The sequence below is a fragment of the Spirulina subsalsa PCC 9445 genome (assembly GCF_000314005.1).
In the GTDB taxonomy this organism is placed as follows: Bacteria; Cyanobacteriota; Cyanobacteriia; order Cyanobacteriales; family Spirulinaceae; genus Spirulina_A; species Spirulina_A subsalsa.
The window spans coordinates 1,631,059-1,649,264 of record NZ_JH980292.1 but is presented as its reverse complement, the minus strand read 5'-3'; the positions used below and the strand labels follow the sequence as shown (position 1 = coordinate 1,649,264).

At 46.2% G+C, this 18,206-nt stretch carries 13 protein-coding genes, 1 tRNA gene and 1 CRISPR repeat array (1 of these 15 running past the window's edge); of the genes, 10 read left to right on the top strand and 4 right to left on the bottom strand.

The genetic code is table 11. The features are described from left to right. Positions 1–116: 116 nt before the first annotated feature. The gene (locus SPI9445_RS0107720; RefSeq protein WP_017304165.1) at positions 117–1,523 is read right to left on the bottom strand and encodes a coiled-coil domain-containing protein; all 1,407 of its coding nucleotides are present in this window, start codon (positions 1,521–1,523) and stop codon (positions 117–119) included. A gap of 224 nt (positions 1,524–1,747) precedes the next feature. On the opposite strand from SPI9445_RS0107720, the gene SPI9445_RS28320 reads away from it, so the two are divergent. Beyond that, a complete protein-coding gene (locus SPI9445_RS28320; protein WP_017304164.1) occupies positions 1,748–2,794 on the top strand; it encodes a helix-turn-helix domain-containing protein in 1,047 nt (348 codons plus the stop codon). A 3-nt stretch (positions 2,795–2,797) separates the two neighbouring features. Here SPI9445_RS28320 and SPI9445_RS24780 read toward each other — a convergent pair whose 3' ends face one another. Together SPI9445_RS24780 and argS are read right to left on the bottom strand one after the other, a co-directional pair. Then, positions 2,798–3,685: a DNA adenine methylase gene (locus SPI9445_RS24780; RefSeq protein ID WP_017304163.1), complete on the bottom strand. Its 888-nt coding sequence runs from the start codon at positions 3,683–3,685 to the stop codon at positions 2,798–2,800. A 160-nt stretch (positions 3,686–3,845) separates the two neighbouring features. Continuing rightward, positions 3,846–5,918: an arginine--tRNA ligase gene (gene argS / locus SPI9445_RS24775; protein WP_017304162.1), complete on the bottom strand. Its 2,073-nt coding sequence runs from the start codon at positions 5,916–5,918 to the stop codon at positions 3,846–3,848. A gap of 175 nt (positions 5,919–6,093) precedes the next feature. Between argS and SPI9445_RS0107695 the strand changes: the two genes are divergently transcribed. After that, on the top strand, positions 6,094–7,536 hold the full coding sequence (locus SPI9445_RS0107695) for a hypothetical protein (RefSeq protein ID WP_164674484.1): 1,443 nt from the start codon (positions 6,094–6,096) through the stop codon (positions 7,534–7,536). A 373-nt stretch (positions 7,537–7,909) separates the two neighbouring features. Here the strand turns inward: SPI9445_RS0107695 and SPI9445_RS24770 are convergent, their stop codons facing one another. Further along, positions 7,910–8,599 carry a hypothetical protein gene (locus SPI9445_RS24770; RefSeq protein ID WP_017304160.1) on the bottom strand — a complete coding sequence of 230 codons (690 nt, stop codon included), beginning with the start codon at positions 8,597–8,599 and terminating at the stop codon, positions 7,910–7,912. 393 nt (positions 8,600–8,992) lie between these two features. Between SPI9445_RS24770 and SPI9445_RS0107685 the strand changes: the two genes are divergently transcribed. From SPI9445_RS0107685 to clpS, 8 genes are all read left to right on the top strand, one after another. Then, positions 8,993–11,506, top strand: a complete 2,514-nt coding sequence (locus SPI9445_RS0107685) for a phospholipid carrier-dependent glycosyltransferase (RefSeq protein ID WP_017304159.1) — start codon at positions 8,993–8,995, stop codon at positions 11,504–11,506. Positions 11,507–11,531: 25 nt separating this feature from the next. Beyond that, positions 11,532–12,122 carry a hypothetical protein gene (locus SPI9445_RS0107680; RefSeq protein WP_017304158.1) on the top strand — a complete coding sequence of 197 codons (591 nt, stop codon included), beginning with the start codon at positions 11,532–11,534 and terminating at the stop codon, positions 12,120–12,122. A gap of 4 nt (positions 12,123–12,126) precedes the next feature. Further along, on the top strand, positions 12,127–12,924 hold the full coding sequence (locus SPI9445_RS0107675) for a DODA-type extradiol aromatic ring-opening family dioxygenase (RefSeq protein WP_017304157.1): 798 nt from the start codon (positions 12,127–12,129) through the stop codon (positions 12,922–12,924). Positions 12,925–13,121: 197 nt separating this feature from the next. Then, complete coding sequence (locus SPI9445_RS0107670) at positions 13,122–14,000, top strand: Uma2 family endonuclease (RefSeq protein WP_017304156.1); 879 nt, start codon at positions 13,122–13,124, stop codon at positions 13,998–14,000. Positions 14,001–14,072: 72 nt separating this feature from the next. Continuing rightward, on the top strand, positions 14,073–14,867 hold the full coding sequence (locus SPI9445_RS0107665) for a Uma2 family endonuclease (RefSeq protein WP_017304155.1): 795 nt from the start codon (positions 14,073–14,075) through the stop codon (positions 14,865–14,867). A 94-nt stretch (positions 14,868–14,961) separates the two neighbouring features. Continuing rightward, positions 14,962–15,360, top strand: a complete 399-nt coding sequence (locus SPI9445_RS0107660; protein WP_017304154.1) for a hypothetical protein — start codon at positions 14,962–14,964, stop codon at positions 15,358–15,360. Between the two features lie 114 nt (positions 15,361–15,474). Continuing rightward, a tRNA-Met gene (locus SPI9445_RS0107655) sits at positions 15,475–15,551 on the top strand. A gap of 164 nt (positions 15,552–15,715) precedes the next feature. After that, entirely contained in the window at positions 15,716–16,015 is a 300-nt protein-coding gene (gene clpS / locus SPI9445_RS0107650; protein ID WP_017304153.1) for an ATP-dependent Clp protease adapter ClpS, read from the top strand. 308 nt (positions 16,016–16,323) lie between these two features. Then, positions 16,324–18,206: a CRISPR direct-repeat array (repeat unit 37 nt; unit sequence GTTTCAATACCTCATAGGCATTATAGCTCATTTCAAG); it runs 276 nt beyond the window's last position.

The window sequence follows — 18,206 nt, the reverse complement described above, 5'->3', positions numbered from 1 at the left end:
AGTTGGGTAAATCAATGGACGCGAGGGATTTCCGCTTTTTGGGCGGTTGGGGGTTCAAGGTGGGGGAGGGGGATTGGGTGGATTCGGGACTGATGAACTTGGAACTGGGGGAGGGGCTAGTAATCCGTTGGTTTAACTCCTGACGGAGGGCGCTGGATAGATGCTCCGCCGAGAGATCCAACTCTTCGGCCAGTGGGGTCTGGGGCGGGGGGGTGGGGTTGAATGCCAGAACGTTTTTTAAAGTCGGGTAAGGAGAGATTAATAAAGGGTGAGGGTTTGGGGGGAGGTTCTGGGGTAGGGGGTTGTTCCAGTACGGGGGCGGGTTCGAGTTGGGGTTGAGGGTCTGGCAGGGTCTGACCGATCATCCGACTGACCCAACTGGGGGGTTCTCCCACGATGGACTCTGGGCTAGTGGTTTGGGCAGACCAGGGGCGGATCGGTTGTTTGATCCCGCTTGTACTGGGCGGGGGATTGAAGAAGCGAGAAGCTGGGGTTGGGGGGTTTAGGGTGTCTTCCGGGCGGGGGGAGGGACGGGGGGGGATGATTTCCTCGCTTTGGGGTTCAACGGGGCGAGACAGGGCTTCTAGGGTGGTTTCCGAGGCTTCTAGGGTGGGGGGTTGGGTGAGATCTTCGACATCCTCATCATTGTCCTCGGACCAAGCTGAGGCGAGGTTTTCGGTTTCTAGTTCTTCTAAGGGACTCAGATAACGGTCTAGGACGGCTTTGAATTGGCGGGTGTGCTGTTGTTGGCGGGTAAGGCGATCGCGCAGTTCCTGAGAATTTTCCGCCGCTTCCAGTAATACCGACCCTTGCACCTGATAGCGTTGTTGCGCCCGTTGATACTCCTGTTCTAAATGGACAATCTGACTCTGGGCGGCCTCCAGTTGGGCGGTGAGGGTTTCAATCAGGAAGTGTTGCCGTTGGGCGACTCGGTGGGAGGCTTCTAGTTCTTCAAAGAGTAGATTAACTTGGGCTTGGGCGGTTTGTAGATCCTCATTTTGGCTGGCCAAGAGGTGCGATTGCGGCTCAACGCCTCGCGATCGCGAACCCTCTTGCAACGAGACACGCCGTTTATACCCCTGTAACTCCTCCTGAGTTTGGGCTAAAGACTGTTCCAGCGTCGCCACCCGCTTTAATAAATCCCGATTTCGTTGGCGCAATTTCCGCGCCAAAGCAAACCAGTCCGCCTCCTGTAACGATTGCGCCCGATCCAGAACCATTTCCTCAGTTCCCGACAGTTGATCCAACACCCTAGACGCTTGAGACTCCGGCAAATCCCCCCCCGACTCCGGCAGGGGATCATCCCAAGGACTACCGCTATCCGGTAGAGCCTCATTAAGCGTTACTTCCTCGGTTGATAATTCGTCCCTTGCCCTTGCAAGAGCCTCCAGAACAGGATCATCCCCCGGCTCTCCTGTTGACGGGCTTTCCACTGACCCACCCAACGACTCAACCGCAGGAGGCGGAGGGGTTAACATCTCATCATCAAGGGGGGATTGATTCGGGGGGTCTACTGGAGTCATAACACTTTCAGATAGCAGGATTCACAGCGTCTTGAACCAAGACGATACAAAGGCCAGTCTTCATTCTACGGATTAGTGTACCTGACATCTTCGCAGACTTGAAATCTTTTGAGTCAGGACAGTGGTTCCGGGATGACCCCAGCCCAGATGCTAACTATAGTATGTAGAACTATAGTCTGTAAAACGCTATCTTTCTACCGTCCATACATCAAGTTTTGCCCAGCGTGAATAAGTTAATCCTCATACAGTTTGGGGAAAAGGTGAGAGCCAAACGATTAGAGCAAGGTTTGTCTCAAGAAGAATTAGCAGAAAAAGCCAATGTTCATAGAACCTATATTGGCATGGTTGAACGGGCTGAAAAAAATATTACTTTGTTGAATATAGCTAAAATAGCGAATGCTTTAAATATTAGCATTGCTCATTTATTCAGTCATAGTGAATTAGCAGAGGATTGGGCAGAAGAATTAATTAGGATTTGTCACAAATATAATATTGAAGTAACTAATCTTCCTGCAATCCTTCAAGATCCTAAAGTGCTACCAATGATTCGAGGAAAATCCTTTGAATTTTCAACTTTAGCCCAATTTTTAGATTTTTTAGCAGGCACACAATGGCAGGTCAATAAGCTCGTATTAAATCCTCAATTTGGACATCTCGATGAAGATATTACCATGACTCATCTCCCTACCAAAACCAAAATCACCATTGAATGTAAATTAGCGGCAAAGGGTAGATATAGAGTTGTTAGAGAAAATAATAAACGTTATTTTCAAATTGATGTAAAGTGCATGAGAAGCAGAACACTAGGAGAGAAAAAAGTTACAGTTTTAGCCCCAAAGCTTGGGGTTTCTGAAGACAGTCTAAAAATCCATAATGATCAGTATAGACAGACAGATTTTGACATTGTTGTAACATCTATTGCGAATGCTTTTTATGTGACCGATTCCAACACAGGTTTATATGAGTGGCAGCCTAAAACGAGTGCCACAGAGTTTTTTAACATCCTGTTCAGTGCCAATGAATTAAACATAGAACAAGCAGAAATTCAGCGCAATCTTGCCTTTCAACAAATTTATATAGCACGTTCCCAAGATATTACGACTTGCGCCAACAACGGCATTGTCTGCACTCGTAGAAAATGCCAAAATCCTTATAATTGTGGTTTTATTCCCAACTATCCCATCATTTCCTTTGATTTAGCCACTGGTAATGTTTTGCCGCCTTGGTTTAAGCTGTCAGACTGTTTGCCATTGCTCGAAAGTTTTCTCTAGCGTTTATAAAGGTAGACATAGCTGAACAAACTCGACGTTTTTTTCAGTTATTTTATGTGAATAATTTGTTATAAAAACCTCCTTGCCTTTGTATCGACTGCCTTTATTATTTTCAAGTCTAGATTTTGCTCGTGTTATCTTTTTTTGATCATCTGTCCTGCCAATGGTATAATTCCATTCTCTGTCATATATATTGTCCGTCCACTGATATAAACCCCGAATCTCAGGCACATTATCGTAGGTCAGTAAAAACCTTACCTGATCACTATATTTTTTTAAAGTTTGGCATAAACGGATATGATCTTCTTGACAAAAAAAGTGAGTATAAAAATTATCTTGTCTCGCGCTAAAATAAGGGGGATCGACAAATAAAAAGGTATTTTTAGGTAAATTTTCAAAAACTTTTTCAAAATCAAGATGAGTGAGTTTAACACCTTGTAACTTTTCAGAAGTTCTCAGGATATTTCTACCCCAATTCTCCGGTCGCATACTATATTTTTCCCCATATCCCCAGTAACAGCTTTCTGCTTTCATAATGCCTGAATAGGATGTTCTGTTGAGATAATACCAACGGGTAGCACGCTCTAAATCATTTTGTGCCGAATAGTCATGTTTATAAAAATAGTGACGCTCCTTCGTAGCCTTTTCTCCCTGTAACTTTTCGATTAACTCCTCTGGATAATCTCGAATCATCAGAAAACAATTGATTAATTCCTCGTCAATATCATTAAGCCAATTGTATTTAACCTTGTCTTTGGCAAAAAAGATCGAAGCTCCTCCAGCAAAAGGCTCTACATAATTTTCATGCTCTGGAATATGTTCTAGAATAAGTTTTCTAGCATAAAACTTTCCTCCGGGATAACGAAAGGGGGAGTGCATTCCAATGGTCATTAGTCGAGCCTTTTTAGGTGGACATTAGACTGAGCCTTAGACTATTCAAGAAATAAATAGCCGTTTTAGCTCAGACTATAGAGAACAAAAGAATTGAGGATTGCGAGCTTTAGCAGCTTTAAAGATTAATGCCACTTCGGTCGCCCAGCAATCCTTCAGACTACATCCGTTCTAAAACCGGAATTCCTAACAACGATAACCCTAACCGTAACGTTTCTGCCGTCAAATTACACAGCATTAAACGAGAAGTCCGCACCGGTTCTTCCGCTTTTAACACCGGACATTGTTCAAAGAATTGATTAAATTTTTGGCTCAATTCATAGAGATATTGACATAACCGATTTGGTAATAAATCCCGCTCAACTTCTTGCAAAATATCGCTCAGTTGCAGCAAATGTTTAGCCAAATTTAATTCCGCTTCAGCCTCTAAGAGAATCCCCCCCGGCGTGGGTTTATCAACCACCGCAACCACCGGAAGCGCCGGAGGTTGGGGTTCTCCTAAAACGATTTCTTTCGTTTCCTGAACATCCTGCCACAGTTTTTTCCGGTCTTTCTGGAACAACAAACGGTTATAAATAAACCAAAGCGTATAGAAAAAGCCCGTCAGTTGGAAAATAGAAGGGAGGAGAGGAATCGAATGGAGTTCCCGGTAAATCCGCACGGTGATATCAACGCCTAGAAAACCCACCAACAGGGCGAGAAATGCCCAAAGAAGCGGTTTCCAATTGAGTTGGGTCAGAGGTTTGCTTATCTTGCGCGCCCCACTCAACTGGCTAAAATCAATGTTCCCTTTGCGACTAATGCCTTGAATGCGAACGTAGGCATAGAGAAGATAAGGGGAAGTATTGCCTTGGAGGGCAAGCATTTTGTTGTAACTAAACACATAGTTACTGGTGCGGTTTTGGCTGAGGTCGGCATATTTCACCGCACTTAAACCAATCACCTGGGCGACATGATGCTTAAAGTCTTCGTCCTCGGGGCGGTTTTCCGTTTCTAGACGTTGGTCAAGGTCTTGATAGGCGCGGTCTACGGCTTCGTCGAGGAGGTCGCGCAGACGCACCGTTTCACCGGAACGGGTTTTGAGTTTTTTCCCGTCTTCTCCTTGGACTAAACCGAAGGGAACATGAACCACTTCCACCTGTTCCGGCAAGATTCCCGCTTTTTTGGCCACTTGGAAAACTTGGGTGAAGTGGTTGGCCTGTCCGGCATCGGTGACGTAAATAATCCGTTCGGCTTCGTCTTGGCGGATGCGGTACTGGAGGGCGGCTAGGTCGGTGGTGGCGTAGTTGTAGCCTCCGTCGGATTTCTGGACAATGAGGGGGAGGGGATTCCCTTCTTTGTTACTGAAACCGTCGAGAAAGACGCATTTTGCCCCCTGGTCTTCGGCGAGGATGCCAGAGGTTTCGAGGGTTTCTACAACGCCGGGGAGGAGGGGATTATAGAAGGATTCCCCCCGTTCTTGGAGTTTAATGTCGAGTGCGTCGTAAATGGCTTGAAATTCTTTGCGGGATTGGTTACAAAGCAGTTGCCAAGCGTGGCGGCTATCTTCTGCCCCCGCTTGGAGGTTTACCACCTCTTGGCGGGCGATTTCTCGGAAGTCTTCGTCTTCGTCAAACCGTTGTTTGGCTTGGCGGTAGAGGGTGACTAAATCCCCTAAATCAAGGGCGTTGGCGGTGGTGAGGGCTTCGGGATAGGCTTCCCGCAGGTAAGCAATCAGCATCCCGAATTGAGTTCCCCAGTCGCCGACATGGTTAAGACGGAGAACGTCGTGACCGCGAAATTCAAGGATGCGGGCGATGCTGTCGCCGATGATGGTAGACCGGAGATGCCCGACGTGCATTTCTTTGGCGATGTTGGGGCTAGAAAAGTCTACGATGACTTTCTGGGGGTGTTTGGCAGTTTCTACGCCTAGACGGGGGTCTTGTTGGAGGGTGGTGAGGTGTTGGGCGAGGTATTGGGGTTTGAGGGTGAGGTTAATAAACCCCGGGCCGGCTATTTCGGGGGGTTCACACATCTCTTGTAGTTGGAGATGGTTGATGAGGGTTTGGGCGATGTCCCGGGGTTTTTGTTGGAGGGGTTTGGCGAGGGTGAGGGCGACGTTACATTGATAGTCGCCGAATTTGGGGTTATTGGTGGGGGCAATGAGGGGGTCTTGTGTGACCATTTCCTCACCAAAGGCGGCCACGAGGGCTTGTGTAAATTGGGTTTTGAGTTGTTCGAGGATGGAGGTCATGGTCTTGACGTTAGAAGCTTGGGGGGTTTATCTAGGTTAGGGGGCTGTTCGGGTGTGCTGCCTAGGTCAGTCTTCGCTAACGGTCAGCGTGACTCAGGAAGCGCACAACCAGCGACTTAAACGAGCGACTTGGAGAACTTCTAGGATACTCTATCTTACATCTGGATTCAGGGGAATGACCTTCGCCCGTTCCCGTGAGTTGGGCAGATACACCAGCAATACACCGGAATCAGTGATGAACCACACCAACACTATAGCCATGAGGCGCAATCTATTCTATGGGATTTTGGGGCTAATTTTTCTGGGGTCTGTGGGCTTGCTGTTTTTAACCACCCAATTGGGCGACTCTCCTCATCTGATTGTCAGTGATGGCAATGGATATTATTCTTGGGTGCGATCGCTTTTTATCGATGGCGATTTAGATTTTAGCAATGATTTCCCCTTACTCTATGACCCAGACCCCGCCCCAGAACTGATTATTACCCCCAAAGGATTGGTTCATAATAAGTACCCCATTGGTCTAGCTATTATAGAAATTCCGGGCTTCTTGCTTGGTCATTTTATCGCCGTCCTAACCCCCTTCCCCGCCGATGGAATTAGTTCCCCCTATCAGCTATCCGTCGCCATTTCTCTCACCGCCTTTGTTATTGGCAGTTTTGCTTTATTTTATCACAGTTTGCGACGTTTTGGGGTGAATGAATCCCTTGCGGCTACTGTCTCCATTGCCTTACTTTTAAGCACTAACTTAATTCACTATTACGCCAAACAATCTACAATGGCGCATGGGGCAGGGGTAGCCGTTTTAAATCTCCTACTCTGGTTAGGGACTCGTCAACCTATCCCCCAGATGCCATCGGAGGAAGGTCAACCTTTCCCTAGTGAACAGATAAAGCCATCTGAGAATAATCTCTCGCCAGAGTTATTGAAACTGGGCAAGGATAAAACCCGTTTTTTACAAGCAATCGTCTTAGGCTTACTTTCAGGATTACTCGTTTTAGTGCGCAATACCCATGTCGTTTTCTTGCCGTTTATCTTATTTTTTAACCTAAAACTACTGAAATCAAAGTTAAATTTTATCTGCGCTAGTCTCACTTTTTTAATGACCGTCTCTCTGCAAAAAATCGCGCTCTGGTTACTCTGGGGAGAATGGGTAATTTATCCTTATAAAAATGAAGAATTTAAACAAGGAATTGAGGGACTATTTTTAGTTCTCTGGGGCAATAGCTACGGTTTATTCCTGTACCATCCCCTTTACTTACTCCTAGTTACCATTAACATAATGGGTTTGGTTAAACTAAAACCATACCGAGGCTATTTTATAACAATCTTAATCGCCTTTTTTGCCTTAGTTGCCATCAATGGCAGTTGGGGCAATTTTGGCGACTCCTTTGGACACCGTGCCTTTATTGAAACTTTACCCTTATTGGGATTTGGTGCAGCCTTAACTTTCCAATCCTACTCCCCCTCGTTGACACAAGTTAAACAAGGATATGCCATCCTAGGATTATTAATTTTGCTCAATTTTTATCTATGGTTAGGGTATGTATTGCAGGCTTATCCTCATGATATGATGAGAAATCTAGCACAAGTTTATCTCTGGTTATTTTCTGTTAATTAACTAGGGCTTGCTGTTCACTTCGTGACGCTCCGCGAACGCAAAGCGTTGCGTAGCAATATAATTTTACTCCGCGTGAGAAACAGGGAACGAGGAATAGTTTGACTAAGCGGATATCGTTCGCGTAGCGTTGCGTAGCAAGCGAAGTCGAGATACACTGACCACAGGGAACAGGGGGAATCGGAAAAAGGCAAGCCTTTTTGATGATTTATTACTAAAACCTTGTAGTTTCTCGCTGTTAGAAGTCAAGGGAACAGGGAACGGGAAGGAACAGGGGAAATTCAGGTTTTTGCCCTCAAGTCTATTTAATTTGGTATAAACGGCTAAAAGTCCTACTAACAGTGATTAGATGGATATTCAGCAGACCCTAACTAGCTTAGGATTCTGGTACAAATAGTTTGCCCGCTAAATTATGAACAGTTGGGTTTTGCCTCTGCATATAATCCAACCATTCCCAATCAGCCCAGCCTCGAATAATGGTATAATTCACCCTTAAATAATTGAGCCAAGCGGGATGAAACAGAATAGCATCACATTCTTGAAACGTTATCCCATTAAATTTATACAAAGGCTTATAGGTTTCAAAATACAGGTCTGCAATTCTGGGCGTTTCTTGGACAACTTGATAATTAACATCAAATTGGCGTAACTTTTCAATTAAAAAGGGTCGAATCAGTCGAAACGGTACGTTTTTCTTTAAATCTGTAATAATTGGCTCCAGATCATTCTCCCGAATGGCTTGCCTTAACTGAGACTTATCCGACGTTGTAAAATTTGCAATCCGTTCAATCCTCCCCAATTTCAGAGCGTCTAATTTTCGCCCTATGGTATCCCGTATCCCCAAAGAAAGTGTAAAATAATGATGAGGATACCAAGCATTGACCAGCATTTCTACAAAAATATCCTCAAAGCTTAGGGGAGAGACACCCCTAAACTGCTCTCGTTTCAAAATATCTAGAATTGACAAAAAGAATAAATACTTGTAGGAATTGGTTGTACTCTTGAATATCTCAGACAGTGCTTCAACATTGACCTCATTGGATGGGGGTAGCTCTAGATCAATCATGCTAGACTTAACTCCTCTTGAATCTCCCAACTCCATTGTAATGGGTTGACGAATGCTGGAACCTTGCTATAGGGTAAGGTTGTCGTTAAAATGAACCGGGAGACTCTAGCCTGTTAACACCTAATCTTGACAAGTTAAGCCCTTGGTTTTCTCGTTAAGGTCGGGTAATAGGGAAAATGCGGTTGTATCCACAACTGACTACCCCATAAATGGTCTTGTCTAATTTGTTGTGAAAGATGGTGCGTCAGGATTTTAGGGATTCGTTTGTTACCGAAGTTATTCCTTCTGACGCACCCTACGCCTTAACTAAAAATCTTAACTAAAAATCTTGACTGAAAATATTATTTCTGCTCAAAAACTCTTGCTATATCCTAGATCATTATATCCTGAACCATGACCTTAACTAACAGTCAAGACCTCGAAAAAAATAAACCTGATTTTATTGGCATTTTGCAAAAAGTTGGTATAGTTTGGGGCTTAATTTTCCTGCTCAATCTCGTCATTGATTGGATTTGGATTAATTTAGACCATTCCCCTCCCGCTTGGGATCAAGCCCATCGTTTAACCGGGGCGTTAAATTATCTCAATGCGCTGCAAAATATGCAGATTTTTTCCTTAAAATGGTGGGATGATTTTTGGTCACTTACCTCTAAAGATCCCCCGCTTACTTATATTGTCACTGCTCCCTTTTTACAACTTTTTGGACGAGGAGAAGCCCAAGCAACCCTAGTTAATATCTTGTTTATTGCCTTGCTCTTGTTCTCAGTGTATCAACTGGGGAAACATTTATTTAGTCCCAGAGTTGGACTGTGGGCGGCCGCTTTCTGTGTGGTCATTCCCGGACTTTATAGAACAAGGGTTGATTATTTACTAGACTATCCCCTGACGGCTATTGTGTTAATTGGCTTTTATGCTTTAACTAGATGGTGTGATGCCCAAACGTTAAAAAAACAATGGGGATGGGGCTTGCTGTTTGGGGTGACATTAGGGGCAAATTTGCTCACCAAACAAAATGGGGTATTTTTCCTCTTTTTTCCGTTGCTTTGGATTGGGATTAAAATTCTATGGCGACGACGTTGGGGGCGACTCTTACAATTATTGGTGAGTTTTTTGGTTGCCATTGCCTTATTTTATCCTTGGTATCAAACGAACTGGATCTTTTTCATTGGGGCTTATACCGGGGCTTTTGCCCAAGGAGCAATTAATGAAGGAGATCCCCCTCTAGATACCTTAGAAGCTTGGACACACTACTTTTTTGAATTGCCCTTTGTCTTAACTTGGGTGTTTTTATTAGTCGGTGTTGCTGGGTTAATTTTGCGAGGCATTCGCTCAGTGAGAAGCCCACAAAAAGAAGCCTTTTCTCATCCCTTTACGTTGCGGGTTGCTCATCCCTTAATGTGGTTAGGATGGTATTGGGTCGGGTCTTATTTCTTGTGTTCTGCACTGGTGAATAAAGACTCACGCTATGTCATGCCCTATTATCCCGTATTGGCGATTATGTTAGCCTATGGTTTAGTGGCGTTTCAAAACCGTTGGCGGTGGATTCCTTGGACAACTTGGGGGCTAACGTTGCTGTTGATGATCTTGAATTTATTCCCCGTGGGAGGGGAAAGTTTTGCCCAATGGTTGAGTCCTAATGCCCGGTATCATCCCTATCGGGGGCCATTGTTCCCCAATGAAGAAATTATTGCCGAAATTACCCAAACAACCCCCTATCAAAAGGGCAATTTGGGGATGTTAATGGACACGCCAGCAATTAATCATAATACGATGAATTACTATGGGGCTGTGGCGGATTTTCAGGTCTATGCTCGTGAGGTGGGGAAACGACAACGGCATCTAGAACAAGATTTGCGATCGCTAGATTGGTTAATCGCCCAACAAAACCCCACCTATCCCCCCGACCATCCCCGTTTTCAAATCGTCCAACAACTCCAACAAGACCCCAACTTTCAGGTTCAACAACGCTGGACTCTCCCCGATAATAGCGTGATTGAACTCTATCATAAACTCCCCGCCCCCATTACCCTCACCCCCCTAGACTCCCCCCTAGACTCCCTCCGTCTTGATGAAGTCCTAGTCCCCCCCGTTGTCCCCCCCGGATATCCCGTCCCCATCACCTATCAATGGTCAGGAGACTGGCAAAGTCTCCAATCGGGATTAGTCCTAGTCACCTGGGCCGCCCTTGAAAACCCCAGCCAGCAATGGCTCCAAGACCGCGCCATTGGCAACGGGATGTTACACCCTTCCCCCCAGTGGGCTGACCAGAGTTTTCAAGTGCGGGAAACCTTAGCCATGTTCCCCCCAGAAGACTTACCCCCCGGAGATTATCGCCTCTCCGTCGCCTATTTAAACCCAGATACCGGAGAAGCCCATCCTATCCCCTTCCCCCCTGTCACCATTACCCTAGACCCCACCCGTCCTCCCCTCCCCGCCCCTGCGCTGGATTTCGTTACCCAACTGCGACACCTCGCCCGTGACCTCCCAGAGGGACGAGAAGCCCTCGACCCCATTTTTGACCAAATTGGTCAAATGAACCAATATGACCCCATACAGGACTACACAAGGCAAGCTGAGTTAACCTTAGCCTACCGCTTAAGCCAAAATCCTGACCGATTGGACTGGGCCTATGGCTTGACCCTCGCCCGTGCTTTACAGGAAGATGCAGTAGGTGCGATCGCCGCCCTAGAAAAAGTCGTCCAACTCGACCCCAACAACCCCTACGCCCACGCCTACCTCGCCGTCGTCCACCTCTACCGTTGGCAGCCCAGAGCCGCTCAACAAGCCCTCAATCAAGCCGCCGCCCTCAACCCCGATTTATGGGAGATCCAAGCCCTACAGGGCGCAGCAGCCGCCATGCAGGGACAATTCATCAAAGCTTGGCAGGTTTTTTCCGCCCTACAATAAAAATAATCCCTTTGAGAACATCAAGATGAAACAAGCGCTCTCCCTCCTAACCTTGGGTTCCCTCCTCTGGCTGCTTCCCCTGCGTCCTAGTTACGCCCTCCCCGGAGAACGCACCGAAGCCGTCGCCGCTTGGATTGCGGCTAATCCCGCCCTCCGTCCTATCCTCAGCGATGGACTCACCGTTCAACGCACCGATACCGCCGCCCAGCGCTTCCTCTTCCGCGCCTCCGTCTTCCCCCCCGGCCGCCTCACCGCCCTAGGCAATCCCGGCATCATTCGCAGTCAATCCTTCTTCATTTATGACCAAATCAATGGCGTTTCTATCGAACGATTAGAACAGAGTTTGCGTGACATTTACGGCGTGAATATTTACCGGGATTATGACCGGGCTGACACCGTGCTATATTACCCCACCAGCGAAGCCCTAGAGATGTCCCGCCGCCTCAACTTACCGGGCGTTTATGCCAAACAAGGAGAACTGCGCGTGGGGGTGCGTTATGCCTACTGGGTCGAGCTTAATAGAGATCAAGAGGGCAATTCCCACAGTGGGAAAATGACCATCTTTTTAAAAGCCGATCTCGATAAACTGACTTTAGAATTGCAAAGTTGGCAATAATCAGATGAAGTATATACCTAAAGCTCTATTTATCTCCCACGGTGGCGGGCCTCTACCGTTGCTTGGGGAATCAAATCATCAGGAAATGGTTTCATGTCTGGAAAGCCTTGCTGCGATTATCCCCCAACCCGACGCGCTTATAGTAGTCAGCGCCCATTGGGAAGAACGAACTCCTACTGTTACTAGCGGACTAAATCCCCCCTTGATCTACGACTACTATGGGTTTCCCGCAGAATCCTACGAAATTCAATATCCCTGCGTTGGTGAGCCGTCTTTAGCGGGCGAAATTCAGAAGAGGCTAAACAATTCAGGGATTGAGGCAAACCTAGATCCAACGAGAGGGTTTGATCATGGTGTTTTTGTACCACTCAAAATTATGTATCCAGAGGCAAACATTCCCTGCGTTCAGATGTCTCTCGTCAATACCCTAGATTCGTCCCATCACATCAAAATTGGGCGTGCGCTTAAGGGGCTGAGTCAAGAAAATGTCTTATTAATTGGCTCAGGGTTTTCGTTTCATAATTTAAACGCATTTTTTTCACCCGATACCCCTGAGTCTTGTCAACTCAATCACTCTTTTGAGCAATGGTTAATGGACGTTTGTTCAAACCGTGAGTATACGGAGGAGCAAAGAAGCCAGATGCTAATTGAATGGAGTGTCGTTCAGGGTGCAAGGTATTGCCATCCTAGAGAAGAACATCTTTTGCCTCTCCATGTCTGTTATGGGGTGGCTCAAAGTCCCAGTTCAGAACAGTTCACTCTCACGATCCTCAAGAAAAGGTCGAGTATGTATGTCTGGTGAAATGAACTTAGTGCTATCTGTAGGTTGGGTGCAGCGATCGCGAAACCCAACAATCACCCCCAAACTACTACAACTTCCCGGTTTCTAGATTTTTAGCGGGGGGTGTTGAGTTACACTTCGTTCCACCCAACCTACGAAATACAAACTCAAGAAAATGCTATACTGTTTCCATCCCTTGCGATGAGAACTATTGCACCATGACCATCGCCAAATCATCTCCCCCAAAAATTCCCCCCCTCCCCGACCATACCCAACTCCCGGACTCTGACGATACCTTTGTGAAAAACTTTCAGGAGCATCCCCAAAGTATCCTCCTCACTGATTCGATTAAACCCACCCTAGAACAACTCCATCCCGATGGACAGTATGCCATCGGTCAGGATTGTGGCATTTACTGGCGTTTAACAGACCCCCCCCAGAGGGGAGCGGAATGTCCCGATTGGTTTTATGTCGCTAATGTTCCTCCTAGTCTCGATGGACAATTTAGGCGTTCTTATGTGTTGTGGCAAGAGTTTATTCCTCCCCTGATTGCCATTGAATTTGTCTCTGGGGATGGGTCAGAAGAGCGGGATAGAACCCCTTTGTCTCCCGACAGTCAAGCGCTCCAAAAACCGGGGAAATTCTGGGTTTATGAACAGGTGATTCGACCGGGTTTTTATGCGATCTACGAAGTGCAGAGAGCTAGTGTTGAGGTGTACCGCTTCATGGTGAATCGTTATGAGTTAATGGAGGCAAATGAGCGGGGACATTATCCTATAGAGCCAATGGGGGTAGAGTTGGGGATATGGCAAGGGCGATATGGCAATGTGGAGTTGCCTTGGTTGCGCTGGTGGGATAGTGAGGGGAATTTGTTGCTCACGGGGGAGGAACGGGCGGCACGGGCAGAATTAGAATTGCAGGTAGAACGGCAAGTGGTCGAAACGGAGCGTCAGCAAGCAGCAATTGAACGGCAAAGGGCAGAAGTTGAACGCCAACGAGCCGAACAAGCAGAGTTAGATTTAGAGCAAGAACGCCAACGAGCGGAACGACTAGCGGAATTGTTGCGCTCCCAAGGTATTAACCCAGATGAGTTGTGAGGGGATTAGAACAATTATTCCCATCTGAGTGTTATAATCCTACTTGTACTCTGGGATGAGAACTATTGCACCATGACCATCGCCAAATCATCTCCCCCAAAAATTCCCCCCCTCCCCGACCATACCCAACTCCCGGACTCTGACGATACCTTTGTGAAAAACTTTCAGGAGCATCCCCAAAGTATCCTCCTCACTGATTCGATTAAACCCACCCTAGAACAACTCCATCCCGATGGACAGTATGCCATCGGTCAGGATTGTGGCATTTACTGGCGACTTACAGACCCCCCCCAGAGGGGAGCGGAATGTCCCGATTGGTTCTATGTCGCTAATGTTCCTCCTAGTCTCGATGGACAATTTAGGCGTTCTTATGTGTTGTGGCAAGAGTTTATTCCTCCCCTGATTGCCATTGAATTTGTCTCTGGGGATGGGTCAGAAGAGCGAGATAGAACCCCTTTGTCTCCCGACAGTCAAGCGCTCCAAAAACCGGGGAAATTCTGGGTTTATGAACAGGTGATTCGACCGGGTTTTTATGCGATCTACGAAGTGCAGAGAGCTAGTGTTGAGGTGTACCGCTTCATGGTGAATCGTTATGAGTTAATGGAGGCAAATGAGCGGGGACATTATCCTATAGAGCCAATGGGGGTAGAGTTGGGGATATGGCACGGACGCTATGGCAATGTGGAGTTGCCTTGGTTGCGCTGGTGGGATAGTGAGGGGAATTTGTTGCTCACGGGGGAGGAACGGGCTGTTATTGAACGACAACGGGCAGAACAAGCGGAGTTGGCGTTACAAGAAGAACGGCAACGAGCGGAACGACTGGCGGAGTTACTCCGTTCCCAAGGGATTAACCCTGATGAGTTCTGACCGCATAGAGCGTGAGCTTTCCTGCGTGGATTTTACTATCTGATGCAGCCTACCGCTATACTTTTTTCAGTGACCGACTGTTAAGGCAGAATCTATGATGTTGAACCGTTTAACTGTAATCTTTGTCAGTTTAACCGTCCTGACTTTTCTGGGCGGTTGTGAGATGATTAACTCGATTAATCCTTTTGCCTCGGAGGAGGAAACTTGGGTGGAGGAAGAAACCCCACCTACAGAGGAAGCTCCTGCGGTGCCGACTTCTCCTACGCCTTTCCGAGATGCGGTGAATAAGGCAATGGCGGCGGCTAACGCGGTGCAAACGGCTCAAACTCAGGCGGAGTGGCAAGAGGTGGCGCAAACTTGGCAGGAGGCGATCGCACTTATGCAGCAAGTCTCGGCCGATGATCCTAACTATGCCACGGCTCAAGAGAAGGTCACGGAATATCAAGGCTATCTAGAATATGCTCAAACCAATGCCACCAACGCCCCACAGTAGAATGAAGAGGTCATGAATAATTCTCAATTTTTCCCCCTTAACCCTAGGAATCAAAAAAATTTTTTGATATACTTGTAAATTGTGCGCCAAGTGCGCTATAGTTGAAAGAAGCAACGCGGGATAGAGCAGTCTGGTAGCTCGTCGGGCTCATAACCCGAAGGTCGGTGGTTCAAATCCGCCTCCCGCCACCAAATAGGATACAAAAGCCAGTGAAAACCCTAGATTCTCCAGAATCTGGGGTTTTTAATGGTTTGCAGGGTGATTGTTAGGTTTTGGGTATAATTAAATGCTAACAATGACCCACTGAGAGTTAATACGGAAATATTAAATAGAAGGAACAGGAGGTTGATTTACCATGTCTACAGAAGTCATTGATAAGCCATCTTTAGGGGAAAAGTCTTCGACTGCCCGTAAACACGCCCCCCGCTATCGTGTTTTACTGCACAATGATGATTTCAACAGCATGGAATATGTGGTGCAAACTTTGATGAGTACGGTAGCCGGACTCACTCAACCTCAAGCGGTTAGTATTATGATGGAAGCCCATACGAATGGTTTAGCTTTGGTCATTACTTGTGCTTTAGAACACGCGGAGTTCTATTGTGAAACGCTTAAAAATCATGGCTTAACCAGTACGATTGAGCCGGATGAGTAGGTTTGTTCGGCAATTGGCAATCTTGACAAGTTAAGACTCAAAGTGAGAAGTCAAGGGAACAGGGAACAGAGGGGAGTCAGAAAAAGGCAAGCCTTTTTGATTCTTTGTCCCTAAAACCTTGCACTTTCTCGCTTCCAAGTCGATAAAAGCCATATTACAGCGCTTAGAGGGATATTCAGCAGATCCTAGGTAGTAGACATCTCCTAAAACCCCCTTTTCGGAATGGCAGCATAGGCGTTTCAGTCTAATTAGGGGAGATGTCTAATCGTTAATAGGGAATGGGAAAACCGAGGTTGTTTGAGGTTAGAGTTTCAATACCTCATAGGCATTATAGCTCATTTCAAGTTCCGCCGTGAAGGATGAGAAGGTGGTGCAAGCGAGGGTGGTTTCAATACCTCATAGGCATTATAGCTCATTTCAAGACGGGCGAGACTCAATCGCCGCCGGCCTCCAAGGTTTCAATACCTCATAGGCATTATAGCTCATTTCAAGGTGAAGTCCCCGAGGACTTCACCGGGATCATTGAGTTTCAATACCTCATAGGCATTATAGCTCATTTCAAGCTCTCCCGTTCCCTTGCCCGTGCCATCTCAAGCCGTAAATCGTTTCAATACCTCATAGGCATTATAGCTCATTTCAAGTGTATGGCGCGACTCCAAGCAACTCACTAAAATAGCTCAGTTTCAATACCTCATAGGCATTATAGCTCATTTCAAGTTAGCCGTAATGCTGCATGAATACAGCATTCTAGTTTCAATACCTCATAGGCATTATAGCTCATTTCAAGGAACACCTCTCCGAAGAGGAAATTGAGCGGTGGTTAGAATTTGACGTTTCAATACCTCATAGGCATTATAGCTCATTTCAAGTAACCAAATTGTGACCAAAGCCGAGGCTTACGGGCGTTTCAATACCTCATAGGCATTATAGCTCATTTCAAGAAGTGTTCCGCCCACGGGTCTGGAACGCTTACGGGAGGCTCGTTTCAATACCTCATAGGCATTATAGCTCATTTCAAGTCAATAAGAATCTCAAAAATATCATGCAAATCACCAGTTTCAATACCTCATAGGCATTATAGCTCATTTCAAGTCACATTCTCGCGGAAGCTTTTCCCTACTCTTTCGTTTCAATACCTCATAGGCATTATAGCTCATTTCAAGAGTGGTTACGGTAAATCCGAAAAATTTTCAAGTTTCAATACCTCATAGGCATTATAGCTCATTTCAAGTGGAAGTTAGCCTAGGGGATAGAGTCAATGGCTACGTTTCAATACCTCATAGGCATTATAGCTCATTTCAAGTGGGGCAGTATACCGCCACCGGGTATACGATAAAGGGTTTCAATACCTCATAGGCATTATAGCTCATTTCAAGCCAATACAGAGCGGCAGTCGCTCCGTATCTGTGCGTTTCAATACCTCATAGGCATTATAGCTCATTTCAAGATTTACCTGATACTTCACCCACCCACCCCCTAACAGTTTCAATACCTCATAGGCATTATAGCTCATTTCAAGAAGGCTGTCGGGGTCGTAGTATTCGTCACGATACAGGGTTTCAATACCTCATAGGCATTATAGCTCATTTCAAGTAGATAGGGTTGAAATTGACTCCTTAAACGTTTTTGTTTCAATACCTCATAGGCATTATAGCTCATTTCAAGCCCGCTCCTCATAGCGGTGGTTAACCTCGCTGATGTTTCAATACCTCATAGGCATTATAGCTCATTTCAAGCTAAGCTTTTTAGACTTAGGAGGAAGCCAAATAATTGTTTCAATACCTCATAGGCATTATAGCTCATTTCAAGGCTTTCGCTGCATCCATGCCATCCCTCAGTGTGTTTCAATACCTCATAGGCATTATAGCTCATTTCAAGTTAGTTTTACTTCTTCTAAAAAATCAGTTACTTCTGTTTCAATACCTCATAGGCATTATAGCTCATTTCAAGCAGACCATGAGCTACGATTCCTCACCAATTCTGTGTTTCAATACCTCATAGGCATTATAGCTCATTTCAAGTTACGGCGGCACAGGCACAGATACAGCTTTCGGAGGTTTCAATACCTCATAGGCATTATAGCTCATTTCAAGAATTCGGGAGTGTTCCCCCTCCTCCACGAGTTGCCGGTTTCAATACCTCATAGGCATTATAGCTCATTTCAAGGCTGCTTCTTTTGCTTTTGAAATGT

Coding starts and splice junctions, on each gene's coding strand:
- SPI9445_RS24770 (WP_017304160.1), bottom strand. CDS start 8,599: ATGATTGATCTAGAGCTACCCCCATCCAATGAGGTCAATGTTGAAGCA.
- SPI9445_RS0107675 (WP_017304157.1), top strand. CDS start 12,127: ATGAAGTATATACCTAAAGCTCTATTTATCTCCCACGGTGGCGGGCCT.
- SPI9445_RS0107665 (WP_017304155.1), top strand. CDS start 14,073: ATGACCATCGCCAAATCATCTCCCCCAAAAATTCCCCCCCTCCCCGAC.
- SPI9445_RS0107685 (WP_017304159.1), top strand. CDS start 8,993: ATGACCTTAACTAACAGTCAAGACCTCGAAAAAAATAAACCTGATTTT.
- SPI9445_RS0107680 (WP_017304158.1), top strand. CDS start 11,532: ATGAAACAAGCGCTCTCCCTCCTAACCTTGGGTTCCCTCCTCTGGCTG.
- SPI9445_RS0107660 (WP_017304154.1), top strand. CDS start 14,962: ATGATGTTGAACCGTTTAACTGTAATCTTTGTCAGTTTAACCGTCCTG.
- clpS (WP_017304153.1), top strand. CDS start 15,716: ATGTCTACAGAAGTCATTGATAAGCCATCTTTAGGGGAAAAGTCTTCG.
- argS (WP_017304162.1), bottom strand. CDS start 5,918: ATGACCTCCATCCTCGAACAACTCAAAACCCAATTTACACAAGCCCTC.
- SPI9445_RS0107695 (WP_164674484.1), top strand. CDS start 6,094: ATGACCTTCGCCCGTTCCCGTGAGTTGGGCAGATACACCAGCAATACA.
- SPI9445_RS0107670 (WP_017304156.1), top strand. CDS start 13,122: ATGACCATCGCCAAATCATCTCCCCCAAAAATTCCCCCCCTCCCCGAC.
- SPI9445_RS24780 (WP_017304163.1), bottom strand. CDS start 3,685: ATGACCATTGGAATGCACTCCCCCTTTCGTTATCCCGGAGGAAAGTTT.
- SPI9445_RS0107720 (WP_017304165.1), bottom strand. CDS start 1,523: ATGACTCCAGTAGACCCCCCGAATCAATCCCCCCTTGATGATGAGATG.